Source organism: Paenibacillus xylanexedens (assembly GCF_007676705.1).
GTDB classification, from domain to species: domain Bacteria; phylum Bacillota; class Bacilli; order Paenibacillales; family Paenibacillaceae; genus Paenibacillus; species Paenibacillus xylanexedens_C.
The window spans coordinates 1,619,817-1,638,977 of the sequence record NZ_VEBF01000001.1; the positions used below are offsets into that span (position 1 = coordinate 1,619,817).

Sequence of the window (19,161 nt, forward strand, 5' to 3'; positions counted from 1 at the left end):
ATGCAGCTTCGCTTCATTTTAACTCAGCAGATCGAACGTGAGGCACGTCCTGTAACAAAATAATCAGTTGCTCGCCCCGGTATGAACCCGGCAGCTGCAACGTGAACTCAAGCACAGTCTCTTCCACGGAGTCTGTGCTTGTTTGCTGTTCTGTTTTAAACCCGATGACCGAGATCTTCTCCTGTCCCAGAAGTGCCAAAACAGTCTGCAGGGCTTCCCCTTCCTTTTGCAGGTGAATGGTTAACGTCTCTGTTCGTGCCGATACCAGCCAGCGTGTGGGTCTATGCAGTAGCATCTGTGCCACTACAATAAGCAGTGTCACGCCTGCACCTGTCCAATACAGACCTGAACCCACCGCAAGTCCCATGCCTGCGGTAGCCCATATACCAGCCGCTGTGGTCAATCCTCTGACCGTGTGACGCTGCGTGAAGATCATGCCTGCTCCAATGAAACCTACACCGCTTACCACCTGTGCTGCGATCCTCGATGGATCAAGAGACAGATTGTCCCAGCCAGCTTGGTCCTGGAATCCGTACTTGGACACAATCATCATCAGGGCAGCACCGACAGCGACCACAAAATGAGTACGAATTCCCGCCTCTTTCATTCGGTTTTTGCGCTCATATCCAATCAGCACACCACATATTCCAGCTATGAGTACACGCATCAAGTATTCCACTTCCATGCACATCACCTCTTTCGTTATGTATATGCTTACATGTGTCTTTCTTTACTATTACCCAATCTTTCTCTCACTAATAAGTTGAACTAAAGATTATTTACACTGGCACTACGATGACAGAACAACCTTCCAATCGCTGTTATCCCCAGATTTTTTCGATTCCCTTTCTCAAGGGAAAATCCGGTGATAGCGTATGCTTCCGATGTAGCTTTCTTTAAGAAAGCTTTTAGGCGAACGCTTCGCTTTTTCAGGTTTTTTCTGTCCTCTCCGTTATCGTGTAAATGATTAATTCATCTTATACACTAAAAAGCTTCCACTCAGGTCAATTCTCTGCCCGAAAATTGCCCCCTTGTCTCTCTCCCAATCCGTAATAATGTCTGAAATTATATATCAGAGGATGCCATTCCTCCGGATTAATCTTGTTCGGACCAGATATCAGGCGTGTGTGCGCGTGCACCTTCAACGCTTTCACTTCCACAATCGCCATGAACGGTGTATGTTCGGGAACACGTATGTGTTGTACAGACGCTTCAATCTGGAGCGGACATTCAGCTATTTTATCTGGAACCACTTGAACCGAGCATTCAGATGTCAGTCCAGCTACAGTGAATTTATCATGGCAAAACGTATAGCCCATCTGCCTTTTCTCCTCAGGAACCGGGGTAACTCCCGTATAACGACCCAATGCTTCAACCTGTTTCCACATAGATACATCCGGCAAATTAATCACACACTCCGGATGTCGAATCAGATTTTCATAGGCTTTGCCCTGTGTACCTAGACCGAGAACCAGACAGTCTCCCAGCGCCCAAGATGAGGACAGTGGAGACAGGTTCGTTGACCCATCCTTGTTTAATGTGCTTAGCAGCAATACAGGCGTACCATAATATAAAATACTGGGATTAATCGTTTCATGTTGAATCCATTCTGGACTTTGGGACAATTGCTCTGTAGCAAAATCCTGTTTCGTTATTTTGTTCATCCAGTACCTCTCCTGTTCCAATTCCATTGGTTTTATTATCTCAATCTGACCCCTATGGGTCGATACAACAGAATTGTAATACAGCAATAGTTCATATATCATCGAAGTATGAATGTATATCCGAATATTACTGTTATTGCGTCGTTAATCGCTGATCCAAGCCGCTCTATTTTTCTGTCATCTTTGCTGGATGGGCGGGCATTGCCCGCAGGAGAGCTTGCTCATATGGCAGGTGTCACTCCCCAGACGGCAAGCAGCCATCTCGCCAAACTCGTCGAGGGAGGATTACTTGAAGTTGAACAGCAGGGCCGTCACCGATACTACCGTCTTGCAAGCAAAGAAATTGCTTATCTGATTGAAACGATGGCCAGTATCGCACCGCCGGTACAGATCCGCTCTCTCAAACAATCCGATCAGCTTCAACAATTGAGCTATGCACGGACCTGTTATGGTCATCTGGCCGGGAAATTGGGAATCTCACTCTGTGAAGCCTTAGTACAGAAGGGTTATCTTGCAGAGCCCGAAGAGGCACACAGCAAGGATTATCAAGTTACAGAGAAAGGAATGCAGTGGTTCACTACGTTTGGAATTAATCTTCAGATGAAGCCAGGATCACGCCGGGCCATCGCTCGCAAATGTCTGGATTGGAGCGAACGCCGTCATCATCTCTCAGGTATGCTTGGGGAACAACTCAGACATCGATTAGCGGAACTGGACTGGATTCGTCAAAAAACAGGAAGTCGCTCTGTCGAAGTAACGGAAGCAGGCAAGAAAGGTTTATACGAGGTGTTGAGCATTTCACTTTAAACAGAAGCGTATACAAGGAATAACCAAAGATCAGTAAACGCAAAAAATCCCCTTCACACTGACCGTTAATCGATCTAATGTGAAGAGGATTTTTTGTCAATCTGGACGGAGAAAGAGGGGTTCTCTCACTTCGTTCGAGACTGCGAAGTATTGCTAACGAAGCTTATGCTCCGACGAACCTTTAGGGTTCTCATCCCTTTGCAGGGAAGTTTAATTCAGAACGGAGAGAGAGGGATTCGAACCCTCGCACCGCTTACGCAGTCTAACCCCTTAGCAGAGGGTCCCCTTATAGCCACTTGGGTATCTCTCCAAGAAATGGCTCCCCGAACAGGGCTCGAACCTGTGACAACTCGATTAACAGTCGAGTGCTCTACCAACTGAGCTATCAGGGAAAATTAACTTGAATAAGATTAATTTATCATGATTAATAATCCAAGTCAACAGACCTGTCAAGATTTCCTAATTGTATTGCTTTCTTCCTCTCAGAAGGAAGAGGTCATCGCCAGTTGGGTAGTATTTTGGATCATGTCCCTGTCTGCTCGTGGAAGGCAAACACTTACTTTGAATACGTCTCCGTCCACTTGTATTCCCATAGAACCTTCATGCAATTCAACAATGCTTCTGGCGATGGACAAGCCTAGACCTGAACCCTCCGTTGAACGGGAACGGTCCCCACGCTTAAAACGTTCAAAAATCTCATCCGATGAGAACTCCATCTCGTATGCGGATACATTTTTGATCGTAAACTCCAGTTGATTTCCTTGTTCGATCAGTTCAATATAGACCCTGGATTGGGGCAGACCATATTTCAAAACGTTTCCCAACATATTCTCCATAACACGCCACATCCGGCTGCCGTCCACCATTGCGTATACAGGCTCAGTCTCCTCTCGAATCCTTATCTGTAACTTTGCCTGCTCGAACGAATCACTATATTCTGCTACAGCCTGTCGAAGTAACTCCCCCATGTCTATCTGTTTTAAATGAAGTTCCACATCTCCGCTCGCCATTTTCGCTGCTTCAAATAAGTCCTCCACCAACAAACACAGACGCTGCGTTTTCCGCTCCAGAACTTGAATGTATCCAGCCTTCTCCTCCTTTGTGCCCTCATCGCGCTTAAGCAGATCGATATAACTAACCAAAGAGGTTACAGGTGTTTTCAGATCATGAGAAACGTTAGCGATCAACTCGGATTTCATACGCTGGCTCGTAACCTGTTCTTTAATTGCATTCTGGAGCCCTTGTCTCATTCCGCTCATCTGTGTCACCAATGGTTGCATTATGCCTGTTACATGCTCTGGGAACTGCACATTGAACCGGCCTTCTCCCATTTCCTTAGCCGCTTGCGTAAGTTGCTGCGCCACATGAATCAGTTGAAACATACTATATACCAAGAAAACACTAATCAGAACTGTCAAAAACACAAATGGAGTGACCATTGAAGACTTAATGGACGCGAGAGAAATAACCGCTAATTGCATAAGACATTGCACCATACATAATAAGATTAAACGCTGAATTCTTTTTTTGTCAGTCGGCTCACCTTGCTCCAAAATCTTTTTCACCAAACTGTACCATTTCCATACCCATGTCTCGTTTCGTATTGGCCTATGGCTGGACATATTCCCGATATACCGGACAGCCCCCCTTACATGCACACCAACAAACCACACTCCGAGACCAGCGATGAACATGCCTATAAAATAAACAAAAATATCATTTATCCATCGACGAGTGAAAAAGTAAGGAGTTATCCCATAATCTGAAGTCACCCCGTTTAGTACTTTTAACAGTAGAAAGGACCCTATACATAAGGTAATAAAATGTGCATCCAAGGAAAGTTTTTCACTCCACCAGATTGTCACCTTCCGATATTTGCTATTCTCAGGCAAAGGAATACGATTTGCAGTCACAAGTAACGCCGTACCAATGACTATGAGCAGGATCAAAGGTATAACACCAGATACATTCCAATCTTTATAAATGAATCGCATCTCATACCTCAATGAAGCAAGCTTCATAAACACCAGTGTAAAACAAATCATCGCCGCTATCCGAACTCCGTAAGCCAGCATATTATTCTTCCAGTTTGTAACCAATACCCCACACCACCTTTATATATTTGGGTTCTCTGGGATTGAATTCAATCTTCTCACGGATTCTGCGGATGTGAACAGCGACTGTATTTTCCGGTTGAAAGGCAGGCTCTTTCCATACACGTTCATAGATTTCATCAATAGCAAAGATCCGGCCCTTATTCTCCATAAAAAGCCTAAGTATGTGAAATTCGGTTGGCGTCAGCCTAACATCTTCTCCTTCCAAGGTCATTGTTTTCTTCTGTTTGTTATATACTAAGCCACGAACCTCAATCTCGTGTTCTGCGTCTTTGGAACTTTGATGTATCTGCGCACCGAGGCCGGTGAAACGTCGTAACTGGGACTTTACCCTTGCCATAAGTTCCAATGGGTTGAATGGCTTGGCTATGTAATCATCCGCTCCGATGTTCAAACCTACGATTTTATCATAATCCTCTGTTCTGGCAGATAACATAATAATCGGAACATTACAGGTTTCACGAATTTCCAGTGTCGTCTGCAGTCCATCCAATCCAGGCATCATAATATCCATAATAATGAGCTGAACAGAATGAGCCTGGAGCTTTTGCAATGCCTCTTCCCCATTCGACGCCTTGTAGACCCCGATTCCTTCACTACGCAAAAAAATTTCGATCGCATTGCTGATATCGGGATCATCATCAACAACCAATACACTGTGGGCCTTCAAAGGGTCACTCCTCCTTTTCATTTAAACTGGATTATGTGGACTGATGAACAGTTTACATCAGATAAATGACAGGAAATCCAACAAAAGATTTACAAATTTCTTAAGATCCATCCGCTCTATACTCCAAAACAAAATTACTATATGTCGTGAAGGCCCAGTTTTCCCGCGCAACGGCCACAACGGTAACGCTTCGGATCTATTTTCCGCTTGCGCAAATATTCCGTACCACAGCTCTTGCACACCAGCTTATAACGATATGGCAGCGGCTTTCTGCCTTTGCCGTCAGGAAGCGATTGGCAGTAACGCGAACCACCTACCTTCTGCAATAAAGCTTTGAATTCCGGGTCACGATGCTGATAGCCGCGCCCACGAATATGCAGATGATAGTGACACAGCTCATGCTTGATGATTTTCTCAACCTCATCTCGCCCGTAGGCTTCGAGCTGATGCGGATTGATCTCAATCCGGTGACTTTTGAGCATATAACGCCCACCCGTCGTGGTCAGTCGACTGTTAAACAACGCTTCATGGGTGAACGGCACTCCGAAATGATCCAGTGATACCTGTTCAATCCATTGTTGCAATTCCTCATTTTCCATCGGTATCCTCTCCTTGCACCCCCTCGGAGCATTTGTTTTTCCGGTATAATACTTGAATTTTAACCGTTTCGTAGGCTACACTGTCAAGTAGAATGTATGAGGGGAGATTATTACTCGTTATGCCTACAATGCGCTATGTCATCCTGCAGCAGGAACAACAATTGCAGTTCGTGGAAATGCCCGCAGATTACGCCTATCAACTCAGTGCGCTCAACCTGCGCCTGCACAAGGAAATTGATAAACTCACTGCAGCAGATGTCCCTGTCCTGCCTTGGGCGATCGCCGAATGTGACAGCCTCGATCTCCTAAACGAAAATCTTACTATCATCGGCGGCCTTGATTATATCAATGCGCTTGAAGAATCTTTTGCAGCACTACGTGAAAGCCATTATCCTTTGATTTCTCTGCTTACCGAAATCCGGGCTCTTCAGGCCCAATTGGAACAATGGTATGAAGAAGAGATGGAAGCTCTCTAATTCACCGCTGGTATCATTTTATAATGATGAGAACGAAAAGCACATTTCCCTGAATTGGGATTTGTGCTTTTTTTTGAGTCAACGAGACATTGATTTGCCGGGGTCCTTCACTTATCCCGCACAGTCCAGGCTATTGCCACATATGCTAACGTACAGATGAATTATGCAAGAGGAGGAGATACCCTTGCCTCAATGGCTTTGCAATCAACTGATGCGTGCATTTCACAAAAAGGACAGCCGGCAAATCAAGCTGCTGAACGAATGCTGGTTCTTTTATCGTAACAAACCAGCAAGCGGCACACCGCGCAGCGCGGAGAACGAACTTTAAGAAAAAGCCCATGATCATAGCCCACCGTACTTACCAGAGGAATTAGAACCGATAACGGGACCATTATTGTCGACAACAAACAGCCTTCCTACTCAGGAAGGCTGTTCTCCAATCCTATTACTAAGAAGACTGTTGCGCAGAAGCAGGCTTCTTCATCGTAAGGCCGACACGGCCTTTTTTGGTATCTACATTCATGACCCACACCGTTACGTTATCCCCAACAGACACCACGTCCATCGGATGTTTAACATATCCGTTGCTCAATTGTGAAATATGGACAAGCCCATCACTCTTGATTCCAATATCGACAAATGCACCGAAATCAATAACGTTCCGAACGGTACCCTGCAGTTCCATGCCTTCCACCAGATCCTCAATTTTCAATACATCCGTACGGAAGATTGGCAATGGCATCTCTTCACGCGGGTCACGGCCCGGACGCTGCAAGCTGTCCAAAATATCACGCAATGTAGGCACACCCACGTCCAGTTTCACAGCCAGCTGCTCTGGCTGTTGCTCAGACAGCAATACCGACAGTTCCTTGGTACCCAGCTTGTCCAGTGCAACCTGAAGCTCCTTGAACAACTGATCCACGACCTTGTAGGACTCAGGGTGAATCGGTGTACGGTCCAGCGGGTTCTCACCCTCACCGATACGCATAAAGCCTACACACTGCTCATACGTTTTGGCGCCTAGACGTGGTACCTTCTGCAACTGGCGGCGGTTCGTGAACCGACCATTTTCTTCACGGTACTTCACAATGTTTTTGGCAATCGTAGCGTTAACTCCAGCAACATAGGACAGCAATGAAGGCGAAGCTGTATTCACGTCCACACCCACATGGTTAACTGCAGATTCCACGACAGCCTTCAGGCTTTCTTCCAGAATCTTCTGGGAAACGTCATGTTGATATTGACCCACGCCAATGGCTTTCGGATCAATCTTAACCAACTCAGCCAGCGGATCTTGCACCCGGCGAGCAATCGAAGCCGCACTGCGTTCAGCTACATCGAGATCCGGGAATTCGTCCTGGGCAAGCTTGGATGCAGAATAGACACTCGCTCCAGCTTCGTTAACGATTAGATACACGAGACTTTCGTCACCGTTCTCCTGAATGATCTCGGCTACAAACTGCTCCGTTTCACGTGATCCGGTACCGTTACCGATAACGATCAGACCAATATCATATTGCTTGATCATCCGGTGGAATACTTCGGCTGCTTCACGTTTCTTGTTGTGCGGTGGCGTCGGATAGGTGACAGCCACTTCCAGTAGCTTGCCTGTATCATCCACTACAGCCAATTTACAACCAGTACGATAGGCCGGATCGACACCCAGCACACGTTTGCCATGAATCGGCGGCTGAAGCAACAGATTACGCAGGTTAGCCGAGAATACCGATATAGCCTGATTCTCACCTTTTTCCGTAAGTTCTCCACGAACTTCACGCTCGATGGAAGGCGCAATAAGCCGCTTGTAGGCATCTTCAATTACAGCACGCAGGACGTCCTGTACGGCAGAAGCACCACGAATGATTTGTCCTTCCATGTGGCGATGGGCTGGCTCTGCCTGTACTTCGAGACCGACTTTCAGAATATTCTCCCGTTCACCACGATTAATCGCGAGAATACGATGTGGAGGCATTTTCTTGGCTAATTCGCGGTAATCATAATAATTCTCGTATACGGACTCCTCTTGAGCATCCTTCGCCTCAGAAGTCAGCATGCCGTGATCCAAGGTGTACCGACGAATCCATGCACGAATGGCAGCATCGTCTGCAATGTTCTCCGCGAGGATATCTTTGGCTCCCTGAAGCGCCGACTCCGCATCTTCTACGCCCAGTTCAGCATTGATATAACGCGCAGCTTCCTGGAGCGCATCTCCTTGTTTCGGTTGACCCCAGATCCATACAGCAAGGGGTTCAAGACCTTTTTCCTTGGCTACGCTGGCACGCGTTTTCCGCTTCTGACGGTAAGGTCGATACAGGTCTTCCACTTCCTGCAGCTTCACAGCCTGGGTAATGGATTTCTGCAGTTCTCCGGTCAGCTTGCCCTGTTCCTCTATAATACGGATGACTTCCAATTTGCGATCCTCGAGGTTGCGCAGATACACAATGCGTTCTTCAATCGATCGCAGCTGGTTCTCATCCAGCTCTCCAGTCATTTCTTTACGGTAGCGCGCGATAAATGGAATCGTATTGCCTTCGTCCAGAAGCTCCGACGTGGTGCGGACCTGCTTCAAGGACAGTGACAGTTCCTTGGCTACCTGTTTGATGATTCGTTCATGGCGTTCTGCCTTTATTGTTTCTTCATTGGGTTCCAGAACCGTTTCCTGTTCAGACAAAATAAATCCCTCTTTCCTTCCTGAATCGTTCGTTACAATCATTTCAGGGCAGCTCTGCTGCTGTAATTACAGTATGGTTGAATCATCAGATTCATCCACTCTACCTTATATTATCACAAAATCACGTCCAGTTTTCCATCAATCCGATAGCATACAAGTTCTGACAGAATGATGTCATTCTCCAGCCTTCCCCATTCCGCCATAAAAAGACCGAAAAACGTCAACACGACGCTCCTCGGTCTTTCCGTTTAGAACTTTATATGTTATTGCAATCTAGACGCGCTCAAACCGGAACATCTCGCTCAGATAGTCTCCTGATGCACTGCCTACCGAAATACCGCCATACATGAGGGCATCGCCGGTAAAGGTCTCCGAGCCGCCTTTCAGACGGTAATCCGCATTAGGGTCCAATCCTTTCAGCTTCAGACGCTGCAGTGGTGCATTCGGTTCAGAGAGCACGCGGAAGTAGAATACAACGGCTTCGCTTCCGTCTGGTGCAATAAACATCCATGCTGTCTCATTACCTTCAAATGGACTGAGCAAACGGCGGAATGTTCCATACTGAACCGTTCCCCGGATCTCCTTGTACAGCTCTACCTGTGCTTTCACGATCTCGTTCTCTTCCTCAGTGAATTTCGTCAGATCCAGCTCATACCCGAAGTTGCCAGACATCGCAACATGTCCCCGAATCTCAAGTGAAGTTATCCGGTTGACCTGATGATTCGGTACCGCTGAGATATGCGATCCCATCGAACTTACCGGGTACACAAGACTCGTACCGTATTGAATCCGCAGGCGGGATATGGCATCCGTGTTATCACTTGTCCACGTCTGTGGCATGTAATACAGCATACCTGGATCGAAGCGGCCACCACCACCTGAACAGCTCTCGAACAGAATGTTCGGGAACGCCGAAGTGATTCGTTCCATAACGTCATACAGCCCCAGCATGTAACGATGCGCAGTCTCACGCTGTCTGTCTGCCGGAAGCAATGCAGAACCCACTTCCGTCATATTCCGGTTCATGTCCCATTTCACATAAGTGATTGGGGCAGAGCCAAGTACATCTATTAACATCCGTACAATCTCATCACGTACATCTTGACGTGAGAAGTCCAGTACCAGTTGTTGACGACCTTCTGTGCGGCGGCGATCAGGCACATGCAGACACCAGTCTGGGTGTGCACGGTACAGCTCACTGTCTGGTGAGATCATCTCAGGCTCGAACCACAATCCGAACTGCATGTCCAGACTTGTCACACGATTTGCCAGGTCATCGAGGCCCTGTGGCAATTTATTCTTATCTACAATCCAGTCACCCAGCGAGGAGTTGTCGCTGTCCCGGTGTCCAAACCAGCCATCATCCAGGACAAACAGCTCAATACCCAGCTTCTGTCCGGCGCGAGCGATCTGTTCGATCTTGTCTGCGTTGAAACCAAAATAGGTAGCTTCCCAGTTGTTGACCAGAACAGGACGTTCCGCATTACGGAACTGACCACGCGCAAGACGTTCCCGGTACAGTTCATGATAGGACTGAGACATGCCATCCAGCCCTGCATCCGAGTACACCATAACGGTCTCAGGTGTCTGGAATGCTTCCTGTGGCTCCAGCTTCCAGCTGAACTCGAACGGGTTGATCCCGAGTGACACACGGGTAGTGTGGAACTGATCCACTTCCGCCTGTGCGGCGAAGCTACCGCTATAGACGAGACTGAATCCGTAGACTTCACCCTGATCTTCATCCGTTCCCGGTGTCATCAAGGCAATAAATGGATTCTGCTGGTGGCTGCTTGAGCCACGACGGCTCTCAATACCTTGTAGTCCAGAAGCAAGCGGTCTGCGAACGATATCCCGTTCCCGTGTCCAAGCCCCGGACAATTGCAACAATTCATAATCTGCATGCGGGAAATCAACAGAAGAACTGAGCGCACGCACCACATTCACTGAGGTAGCGCTCTCATTAACGATACGCATGGAGCGTGTAATCGCATTAAATGCCGTAAAGGCTGTATAGGAAAGTTCGATCTTGATACCTGCGACTTTGTCTTCCAACTCAATAACCAGCGTCTCTGCCTCGTCATCGGATTCAACATACGTTGCTGGCAGTCCTGTAAGTGCTGCTTTTCCTTTGGCCAATCGATGGCCTGTATACGTAAACTCCGAAACCGTCGAGCCATTCTCAAGTTCCAGTTGGATAGCCGGATTACGGAAATCACTTGTGCCATACACGGGTAGTTCCGCTGCCAATGTATCAAATGAAATCGTACGGTCCTCTGGTACCGGGTTCGGACTGAAAGATGCTCGTTCTGTCCGTACATGCAACCAGCTCAGATCGGTGTCGCGTAATTTTTTGCCATAATACAAGTGCACCAAATATCCTGAAGGCAGTACCTGAAATACGTAACTGGCCTCACGGGTCTGTAAATGAAACTGAAGTTTCTCCTGATTGATGTAAATGCTCATATGTCTCCTCCACCTCTATATATAAAAGTCTTTTCGGTAAACGGTTTCTCAGGTTTCATTATAACGAAAAGATTGAAAATGTTCTACGCTTTCATCAAGCTTTAATCAAAAGAGCGCACAACAGCCCGAAGGATGCCATACGCTCTTTTGATTACAGTCTGAAATTAGTGTGTTCCCTTACAGGAACATCCATTGCCTACGGATGGCAGAGTAATGTACAAGACGCTACCTGATGCCTTAAAAATCGATTAAACCAAGGCTGATCTGTAAGGCTTCGTTGACCAATTTCATGGTCTCCTCATCCAGATGGGTAATCTTGTCAGTCAGCCTCTGCTTATCAATTGTCCGTATTTGTTCGAGCAAAATAACCGAGTCCCGGTCAAAGCCGTGTGCCGCCGCATCAATTTCCACATGCGTTGGCAGCTTTGCCTTCTGGATCTGGGCGGTGATAGCCGCCACAATACAAGTTGGACTGAACCGGTTGCCGATATCATTCTGAATAACCAGAACCGGCCTGACTCCACCTTGCTCGGAACCGACAACGGGAGAAAGATCCGCAAAAAAAACGTCACCACGTTTTACGATCAATGTCTACACCCCGCTAACTAAGCGGTCCAGAGTGCTGTCCGCATCTTCCTCCGCATGAAAGGCTTCGGATGCCATGGTCAGATTAATTTTAGCCATCTCCATGTATCCGCGCTGCATCGTTTCACGGATGTAACGTTTCTTACGCTCCGTCAAATACAGCTTCATAGCCTGCCTAATCAATTCGCTGCGGTTGGAATTCTCCAGCGCTACGATGCCATCCACTTCCTGCAAAAGATAATCAGGTAAACTGATCATGATCCGCTTGGTGTTCTGCAAGTTGGCCACCTTTCTTCCACCCCCACAAACCTTTCGCCATTGTGAACCAGTATTACGTTTTTCCAGAACTTTTATACAAAGGAATATATATGCCCCGAGTATATCAAGTATGCTGTACTCCATTATAAACACGGGGAACAATATTCGTACAGACCAAACATCTCATTTCAGGATTTTAAATCCTTACCATCATACATAATTCGAGATGCTCCGACAGTTTTCCTTCTGTTCTGAAAAAAAGTTTACTGGTAATGGTGTCCAGTTCACCTGTCAGGATGTCAAAAGTGGATTTATTCTGGCGACTTCTGCTCCCCCACGGGTATAGACCCGGGGAATGCGGTGCGCCATCATGCAGATCACTTCATAAGCAATCGTACCGAGCTGGGTTGCCACCTCGTCTGCGGTTATAACGCCACCAGACTGATGACCGATGAGGACAACCTCCTCGCCGACTTGAATTTCTTCCGCTTCTTCTGCGAAAGATTGTAACGACACCATACACTGATCCATGCAGATCGTACCGACGACAGGAACGCGGCGGCCGCGCACAAGCACTTGCGCTTTACCTGTTAACATTCTTGAGAATCCGTCTGCATAACCGATCGGCAGGGTCGCTATTCGTTCATACCCTTGCGTAACATAACGGGTTCCGTAACTGATCCCCCAATGGGGTGGCAGTGTTTTGACCAGAACCGCCTTTGTCTTCAACGTCAATACCGGGGACAGCTTCACCACCTGATGATTCACCTCAGCCGAAGGATACAATCCGTACAGGCTAATTCCCACACGTACCATATCATAGGATAATTCCGGTGTATCAATGGCAGCTGCGCTGTTCGCCGTATGTATAATCGGGATGACACATCCCTGATCCCTGAGCGCATGAACTACGCTTTGAAACCGTCGATACTGCTCCAGTGTATAGGTTTTGTCTTCTTCATCCGCTTTGGCAAAATGGGTAAACATGCCTTCCAGCATCACCTGTTCGAGCGAAGCCACTTCCTGTATGAAAGCCAGTGCCTCATCGCCAGGCAATAGACCTAATCGGCCCATGCCGCTGTCGATTTTGATATGAACCTTCAGCTTGTTAGCATATGTGCCTGCATCCAGATGTCGAATAGCGTCAAGCACTTCCTTACTGAACAGCGTGACGGTCACATCATGTTTCCATGCAACAGCAATCCCTTCAGGCGGCGTATATCCCAATACCAGGATTGGAATTGTAATCCCATGTTGTCGCAGTTCCAGAGCTTCGTCAAGAAAAGCCACACTTAAGTAATCCACACCCACTCGTTCCAGTTCTCTGGCCGTCTCCACCGCTCCGTGTCCATAGGCATTAGCCTTCACACAGGCGAGGAATTTCATGCCCTGAGGCAGTGCCTCGCGGAAAGCTTCTACGTTAGTGCACAAATGATCCAAATTGATCTCCGCTTGGGTCGGCCGATATTGTCCTTGCACGTTAAGTCACCTTCTCTAATCATCTTAATCCGGCTCACGTCAGACTCCATCGTAATGCTCCAGCATGTGACTGTCAAATGAACCGAAGTTTCGCATTCCAAAACACATGCAAGGTGCGCCGTTTGAGGAATAGATGCGAACACAGAAGAAGACCGATAAGCAAGATTGTCAGGGCAAAATTTCACTCTCCATCCCAGCGAATATCTGCTTATATCGATTATTTACCCGGTTCCCTCTACATAGAAGCGCGTTTTGCATTATTGGTTGATCTTTGGATACGATGCATGCCTCTTCAGTCTATTTGTCGCACGTTGGACAGACGTTCCGGTCTTGTTCTGGATAAGAAAAACACGCTCCAAGGATGTACATCCTTTACAACAAGCAAAGCACCGGAGAACGGGTCTCCGATGCTTCTTAGCATTCCTTATGTTTATGCTACTATTCGTTCATTTGTTCAAAAATCATTTGCCTGACTCTTCCTGCATGGATGTTGCAATGCGTACCATTTCGTTATCAGGCAGGTCGGCACTGGTGATACGATATTCTATGCCATCAGTCGTCCATGTCAGTGTCTGCAGTGCATCTCCGCTGACCATGCCCAGTGTGAATCCCAGATCCAGTACACGGGATGGGGCAAGCGAAACAGCTCGATCCTGTGGTCTGGCTTCGAATATCGTGTAATTGTATGTTCCTTCATAACGAAGCATGACGGAATAGTCTCCTGCTTCTTCCAAAATCTGATCATCCTTAAGCTGGACTCCTTCCGGCGCATACGTCGGCTGAATTACACCGAAACTGTCTGCACCTTCCGGCTCTGCAAGCGTTGGTTCTTCGCCTTCCTGACCAGTTGCAGCACCCTCTGTACCTTGCTGCTCTGTTTCACCACTCACACCCGTCTGTCCATCACTGACAGTTCCGTCAGGTTCGGGCGCAGTCTGAGGATTGGCTGGTTCTTTGCTGCCGTCCTCACCTGTTTGCTCCGCAGGAGCCACACCAGAATCCGTTCCTGTTTGGCCGCCTTTTTCTGTAGCAGCAGTCATGTTACGTTGCATATCAAAGGCATCCTTTTCAAATTCAGCACCGAATTTGAAGGAGTCAAACTTCACATCCACGACAACATTGGCATTGGAGTCGGATACCTCCACCTGTTTAGGTGCGTAATCCGATTTGTTCAGCCAGATTTTCTGTCTGACCAGTGCATGTGTATTATAATTGGCAGCTACATCAAAAACATAGCTCTCCTTCTCATCCGCAAACTGACGGGTTGTATCCCCTGTAATACTCCGGATCAATGTTTCATAGAGGTATACCTGTCCTTGGTTGTCTGGCCAATTGCTCTGAAAACGGAAGCTTTTGTTCTGACTCGGCGTCAGAACAAACACACCCTCATCATTACGCAATACAATCTGCGTTACATCTTTTTTTGCATTAGTTAACGCAATACGATAATAGGAAGGCTTCTGATGCCATACCTCGACCTTGTACTGCTGCGGCGCATCTCCGGTATGCAGCGTCATCACGCCTGCCCCCTGGTAACTTTCCATCTCTCCTACGACTTCGTTCAGATCTTTGACCACAGCTGCCGCATCCTTCTTCCCGCAGGCGGCAAGCAAGACCGATAAGACCAATACCATGGCAAGCATCCATGATATTCGGCGCATGACATCATCCCCTTTAGCACATGTTTTCACTTCAGGATTTTGCTTGCAGCAGAACCCCTACTTGATTAGTACATGTCTATGAGGGACTTGTTCGATATATGCGGACTAGTTTGACAAGCTTTCAGTGAAGTCAGTTAATACGGCATTGCTACGCAAAATCAGTCTCGGGGAGGATGTTAACTTTATCCAGAAAAGGCATAGTGGTTGTAGGAAACTATCCATTTCATTGAATATCGGAGGGGAAGGTATGACGGCAACTAAGCTTCGCGCTTCACTGGAAGGACTGGATGAATTCATCGACGATCAACTTCAACTATGGAAAGGTGTCGGTACAGCGGTAGCTGTAATCCATAAGGATGAAGTCATCTGGCAAAAAGGCTACGGTTACCGTGACCTGGAGTCCAAGCTTGAAGTTACTCCCAATACATTGTTTGCTATCGGTTCAAGTACCAAAGCCTTTACCGCAGCAACTGCTGCTCTGCTTGTGGATCAGGGGATACTGGACTGGGATGCACCTGTGAAGACGTATATGAAAGAATTCCAGATGTTCGATCCGGTCGCAACAGAACGTCTAACTATTCGCGACATGCTGTGTCATCGTTCCGGTCTCCCAAGGCATGAGTTGGTATGGTACAACTCCCCACGTACAAGAGAAGAACTTGTTCGTACTTTACGGTATCTGGAGCCGAATCAGGATTTCCGAAACAAATGGCAGTATCAGAACCTGATGTACATGACGGCAGGTTATCTGGTTGGACTGCTTAATGAAACTTCATGGGAACAGGTTGTTCAGAAGTCCCTATTTAATCCGCTGGGTATGAACTCCAGCCTGTTCTCTGTCGATAAAATGCAACTTCAGCCAGACTATGCCTGTCCTTATATAGAGAAAGATGGTCAGAATACCAGAACCCCTTTTCGAGCCATTGATGCCGTAGGACCAGCTGGTTCCATTAACAGTAATCTAGTCGATATGATTGCATGGCTTCAGTTCCAGTTGCATCAGGGACAATGGGAAGGAACATCGCTGATATCTAAGGAACAGATGAAGATTATGCATAGTCCTCAAATGCCTAGTGATTCGCCGTTCACAAGCCAAGAACTGCCTGTGAGTACATATGGTCTGGGCTGGATGATTGAGCCTTATCGTGGACATGCCATGATTCATCATGGTGGGGCTATTGATGGCTTCGCATCACAGGTTGCCTTTTTGCCGAATGAACAGATTGGGATCGTAGTACTGAGCAATACCAACGGGAGTGTTATTCCGTATACCGTTGCTTTTCATATCATGGACCAACTGCTTGAATTGGAACCAGTCGATTGGAGCTCCAGATTTGCTCGTTTAATAGGCAAGGAGTTCCCCGAAGAGCCGGAAGTTCCTTCTGAGTCCCCCTCTATACCTGAACCCACTGTGGATGAAGGAACAGTAGGGTCTCAAGTTCAGTCTTATGATAGTCCAGTACATACCTATGTCGGTGTCTACACCCATCCTGGGTACGGTGAGATGTTGATTCAGGGCACAACCGAGGGATTACTGGTAACCCTCAACGCGATTGAAATGCCGATGGAATACACCGGAAAAGATACCTTCTCCGTCGAGTTTGTGTTATTCGGCCTGAAGGTTATGTTTACGTTTAACGTGAATGAATCATCAGAAGTTGCTCAATCCATCTCCATTCCTCTGCTCCTTGAGCCGGGTACGAAGCCTATTGAATTCACCAGAGTTTCGTAGATGATCTGCACCTAGTGAACACCTGATGCATTTCCGTTGTGGTAGCCGATCCTACCTACCACAACGGAATATACACCGGATAACTCGTATCCTCTTCCTCGGCACCTGGAATTCTCTTCACCCACAATTGGCGCAGATCAGGCAGGCTATGTCCCGCGACACAATAATTACGAAGAGAAGCATGATGAGCGTGTTCTTCCCTGAAGCTATATGTGGGCAGAAGCAGTGCCTCGTGAATAAGTCGATCTTCCAGTTGAATCAATCTATTCAACCGTTCAGCAGGTTCACGGATCATGACAATTCGTCCGCATTCCTGTTCCAGTTCATGTCTCCAAAAATCATTCATTGCAATCAGAAATAGAGTATTCTGGAAGGTATACATGGTCACAAGACTCAGCATGACATGTTGATCGAACACTTCTCCTGTATAGATTAAATCACACCCCCTGAATCCATCTTGATAGACTGCGTGGACCGGGTCTCCCGGGATAATGGTTATATGTAAGCCGATTTGTGTACACCTCTCTGCAAACCAGATCATATCTTCCTCCATTTTCTCGCCTTCTTCCACCCACAGAGATAAGGTCTGTCCTTGGTAAGAGCTACGTCGTAATAATGCTGCGGCCCGTGCCAGTGAGGACTCCACGGAAGGAGCTGGTTCAGCAGAACCTTCGGAATGTTCCGATTGCGGTTTCCACAGCTCCCCTTGGTCCAAATTCTCCGTTAAATGCTGCTTCTGTGCTCGTCCTCGAATCAAACTAAAGGCAGCCTGCGTATTCGAATTCCCGAGCGCCTCCGACAACTCATCTGCATTCAATAACTGTTGAACAGCCCGGCGAAAATTCACATCATGCTGTGGCCCTTCCTTTTGCATATTAAACGTCATATACATGCCACCCTGCATCTCATGCTGCACGGCACGAGGCTCCGCATCCGGAAATAAATTATGCTTGATGACGGACTCCACCCTCCCAGAGTGGGGAAGTTGCCATACTTCAACGCGGTCAATATAGGCTCGGCCTCGGAAGTAGGATGGGAATACTTCCAACACAAGCAGCTTGGAATCATGACGCGTCAACCGATAAGGTCCTGTTCCAATCGGATGGAGCGGATTCATCTCCACATCTCTCGGCAAGATCGATGCAGACATACTGCTCATCAGATCCGGGAACATGAAGTTTGGCTTGTTTAACACAAAACGTACAGTCAATTCGTCCAACGTCACTATCCTCTCAATAGATCCAAACAGAGGCCTGCACGGGTTACTATTATCAGAGAGAATGCGATCAAAGGTAAACTTCACGTCCTCTGAATCCAATACCCTGCCATGATGAAATGGTATACCTTTGTGCAGATAAAAAGTCCACTCCCTCCCCTCCAAATGACTCTCCCATGCCACAGCAAGACTCGGTTCACAGACCTGGTGTTCAGCATTATAGCGAACCAAACGATCAAAAACCTCCGCAATAATAAAAACTTCTCCCCACATGGCCGTCTGCGTGGGGTCCAATGTCTTAAAAGGGGTATTCTGTGGAATTCGCAAGGTGTCCACTCTGCCTCTGACTCCTTCATTCGAACGCAGCCCGAATTGGTTCTGTAACTCCCGCATCAATTGTTCTCGCATTGTGAATGGCAGTATTGAAGTCAATTCATATGCGTCTTCCATTCTGTTCGTATTCAGGAGATGTTCAAACCGCTCACGTGCCACTTCAAGCAGCGGCACACAAAAGACAAGCAACGATGTTTTACCCCTACCGCGTTGCGGGTTCCACCTTACCCATCCGTTATCCATAAATTTGTTCATAATCAGGTTCATATTACGCATGGTACAACACAAATGATGGGCAAGTTCACCCACTGTAGTATGTATTTCTTGTTCCTCATGTACATGTAGAAAGTTCAACCGCAGTTGAATGTAATGTTCTGAAACGTCCATATATGTCCTTCCTTCTTCTATCTTTTATCTTTCATCTTTCTGCGTC

Annotated in this window: 16 protein-coding genes and 2 tRNA genes; 4 read left to right on the forward strand and 14 right to left on the reverse strand. The window is 47.2% G+C overall.

The genetic code is table 11. The features are described 5' to 3' along the window. Nucleotides 1-13: 13 nt before the first annotated feature. Both FS628_RS07425 and FS628_RS07430 read right to left on the reverse strand, forming a co-directional pair. Nucleotides 14-685 carry an MgtC/SapB family protein gene (locus FS628_RS07425; RefSeq protein ID WP_145320437.1) on the reverse strand — a complete coding sequence of 224 codons (672 nt, stop codon included), beginning with the start codon at nt 683-685 and terminating at the stop codon, nt 14-16. Between the two features lie 319 nt (nt 686-1,004). Further along, entirely contained in the window at nt 1,005-1,664 is a 660-nt protein-coding gene (locus FS628_RS07430) for a flavin reductase family protein (protein ID WP_145320439.1), read from the reverse strand. A gap of 108 nt (nt 1,665-1,772) precedes the next feature. Between FS628_RS07430 and FS628_RS07435 the strand changes: the two genes are divergently transcribed. Next, nucleotides 1,773-2,471 (forward strand): ArsR/SmtB family transcription factor, encoded by a 699-nt coding sequence (locus tag FS628_RS07435; RefSeq protein WP_145320441.1) that lies wholly within the window; start codon nt 1,773-1,775, stop codon nt 2,469-2,471. Nucleotides 2,472-2,692: 221 nt separating this feature from the next. Here the strand turns inward: FS628_RS07435 and FS628_RS07440 are convergent. From FS628_RS07440 to FS628_RS07460, 5 genes are all read right to left on the reverse strand, one after another. Then, a tRNA-Ser gene (locus FS628_RS07440) sits at nt 2,693-2,781 on the reverse strand. A gap of 6 nt (nt 2,782-2,787) precedes the next feature. Continuing rightward, nucleotides 2,788-2,863: transfer RNA gene (locus FS628_RS07445), tRNA-Asn, on the reverse strand. A 90-nt stretch (nt 2,864-2,953) separates the two neighbouring features. Continuing rightward, nucleotides 2,954-4,570 (reverse strand): sensor histidine kinase, encoded by a 1,617-nt coding sequence (locus tag FS628_RS07450; protein ID WP_145320443.1) that lies wholly within the window; start codon nt 4,568-4,570, stop codon nt 2,954-2,956. Beyond that, nucleotides 4,548-5,255, reverse strand: coding sequence for a response regulator transcription factor (locus FS628_RS07455; RefSeq protein ID WP_145320444.1), 708 nt, complete (start codon nt 5,253-5,255; stop codon nt 4,548-4,550). The genes FS628_RS07450 and FS628_RS07455 overlap by 23 nt, the downstream gene beginning before the upstream one ends. Nucleotides 5,256-5,392: 137 nt before the next feature. Continuing rightward, a complete protein-coding gene (locus FS628_RS07460) occupies nt 5,393-5,854 on the reverse strand; it encodes a SprT family protein (protein ID WP_017690031.1) in 462 nt (153 codons plus the stop codon). A 119-nt stretch (nt 5,855-5,973) separates the two neighbouring features. On the opposite strand from FS628_RS07460, the gene FS628_RS07465 reads away from it, so the two are divergent. Together FS628_RS07465 and cmpA are read left to right on the forward strand one after the other, a co-directional pair. Next, nucleotides 5,974-6,330: a hypothetical protein gene (locus tag FS628_RS07465; RefSeq protein ID WP_017690032.1), complete on the forward strand. Its 357-nt coding sequence runs from the start codon at nt 5,974-5,976 to the stop codon at nt 6,328-6,330. A gap of 184 nt (nt 6,331-6,514) precedes the next feature. Next, a complete protein-coding gene (cmpA, locus tag FS628_RS07470; protein ID WP_105408244.1) occupies nt 6,515-6,658 on the forward strand; it encodes a cortex morphogenetic protein CmpA in 144 nt (47 codons plus the stop codon). Between the two features lie 120 nt (nt 6,659-6,778). Here cmpA and FS628_RS07475 read toward each other — a convergent pair whose 3' ends face one another. From FS628_RS07475 to FS628_RS07500, 6 genes are all read right to left on the reverse strand, one after another. Next, nucleotides 6,779-9,001 (reverse strand): Tex family protein, encoded by a 2,223-nt coding sequence (locus FS628_RS07475; RefSeq protein ID WP_260870950.1) that lies wholly within the window; start codon nt 8,999-9,001, stop codon nt 6,779-6,781. Nucleotides 9,002-9,274: 273 nt separating this feature from the next. Next, nucleotides 9,275-11,464 (reverse strand): alpha-galactosidase, encoded by a 2,190-nt coding sequence (locus tag FS628_RS07480; protein WP_145320445.1) that lies wholly within the window; start codon nt 11,462-11,464, stop codon nt 9,275-9,277. A gap of 237 nt (nt 11,465-11,701) precedes the next feature. Beyond that, nucleotides 11,702-12,052, reverse strand: coding sequence for a type II toxin-antitoxin system PemK/MazF family toxin (locus tag FS628_RS07485; protein WP_024630714.1), 351 nt, complete (start codon nt 12,050-12,052; stop codon nt 11,702-11,704). Nucleotides 12,053-12,055: 3 nt separating this feature from the next. Next, nucleotides 12,056-12,337, reverse strand: a complete 282-nt coding sequence (locus FS628_RS07490; RefSeq protein WP_017690037.1) for a CopG family ribbon-helix-helix protein — start codon at nt 12,335-12,337, stop codon at nt 12,056-12,058. Between the two features lie 261 nt (nt 12,338-12,598). Further along, complete coding sequence (alr, locus tag FS628_RS07495; protein WP_145320447.1) at nt 12,599-13,786, reverse strand: alanine racemase; 1,188 nt, start codon at nt 13,784-13,786, stop codon at nt 12,599-12,601. Between the two features lie 461 nt (nt 13,787-14,247). Next, nucleotides 14,248-15,447 carry an outer membrane lipoprotein-sorting protein gene (locus FS628_RS07500; protein WP_145320449.1) on the reverse strand — a complete coding sequence of 400 codons (1,200 nt, stop codon included), beginning with the start codon at nt 15,445-15,447 and terminating at the stop codon, nt 14,248-14,250. Between the two features lie 247 nt (nt 15,448-15,694). Here FS628_RS07500 and FS628_RS07505 point away from each other — a divergent pair, with 247 nt between their 5' ends. Then, nucleotides 15,695-17,179: a serine hydrolase gene (locus tag FS628_RS07505; protein ID WP_145320451.1), complete on the forward strand. Its 1,485-nt coding sequence runs from the start codon at nt 15,695-15,697 to the stop codon at nt 17,177-17,179. Nucleotides 17,180-17,234: 55 nt separating this feature from the next. On the opposite strand, the gene FS628_RS07510 is transcribed toward FS628_RS07505, so the two are convergent. After that, nucleotides 17,235-19,115, reverse strand: a complete 1,881-nt coding sequence (locus FS628_RS07510; RefSeq protein ID WP_145320453.1) for an ABC transporter substrate-binding protein — start codon at nt 19,113-19,115, stop codon at nt 17,235-17,237. Between the last annotated feature and the right edge of the window lie 46 nt (nt 19,116-19,161).

Bases quoted from the DNA above. Each gene is read 5' to 3' on its own strand.
- FS628_RS07425 (WP_145320437.1), bottom strand. From the start codon at position 685: ATGGAAGTGGAATACTTGATGCGTGTACTCATAGCTGGAATATGTGGT.
- FS628_RS07430 (WP_145320439.1), bottom strand. From the start codon at position 1,664: ATGAACAAAATAACGAAACAGGATTTTGCTACAGAGCAATTGTCCCAA.
- FS628_RS07435 (WP_145320441.1), top strand. From the start codon at position 1,773: ATGAATGTATATCCGAATATTACTGTTATTGCGTCGTTAATCGCTGAT.
- FS628_RS07460 (WP_017690031.1), bottom strand. From the start codon at position 5,854: ATGGAAAATGAGGAATTGCAACAATGGATTGAACAGGTATCACTGGAT.
- FS628_RS07465 (WP_017690032.1), top strand. From the start codon at position 5,974: ATGCCTACAATGCGCTATGTCATCCTGCAGCAGGAACAACAATTGCAG.
- FS628_RS07480 (WP_145320445.1), bottom strand. From the start codon at position 11,464: ATGAGCATTTACATCAATCAGGAGAAACTTCAGTTTCATTTACAGACC.
- FS628_RS07500 (WP_145320449.1), bottom strand. From the start codon at position 15,447: ATGCGCCGAATATCATGGATGCTTGCCATGGTATTGGTCTTATCGGTC.
- FS628_RS07505 (WP_145320451.1), top strand. From the start codon at position 15,695: ATGACGGCAACTAAGCTTCGCGCTTCACTGGAAGGACTGGATGAATTC.
- FS628_RS07510 (WP_145320453.1), bottom strand. From the start codon at position 19,115: ATGGACGTTTCAGAACATTACATTCAACTGCGGTTGAACTTTCTACAT.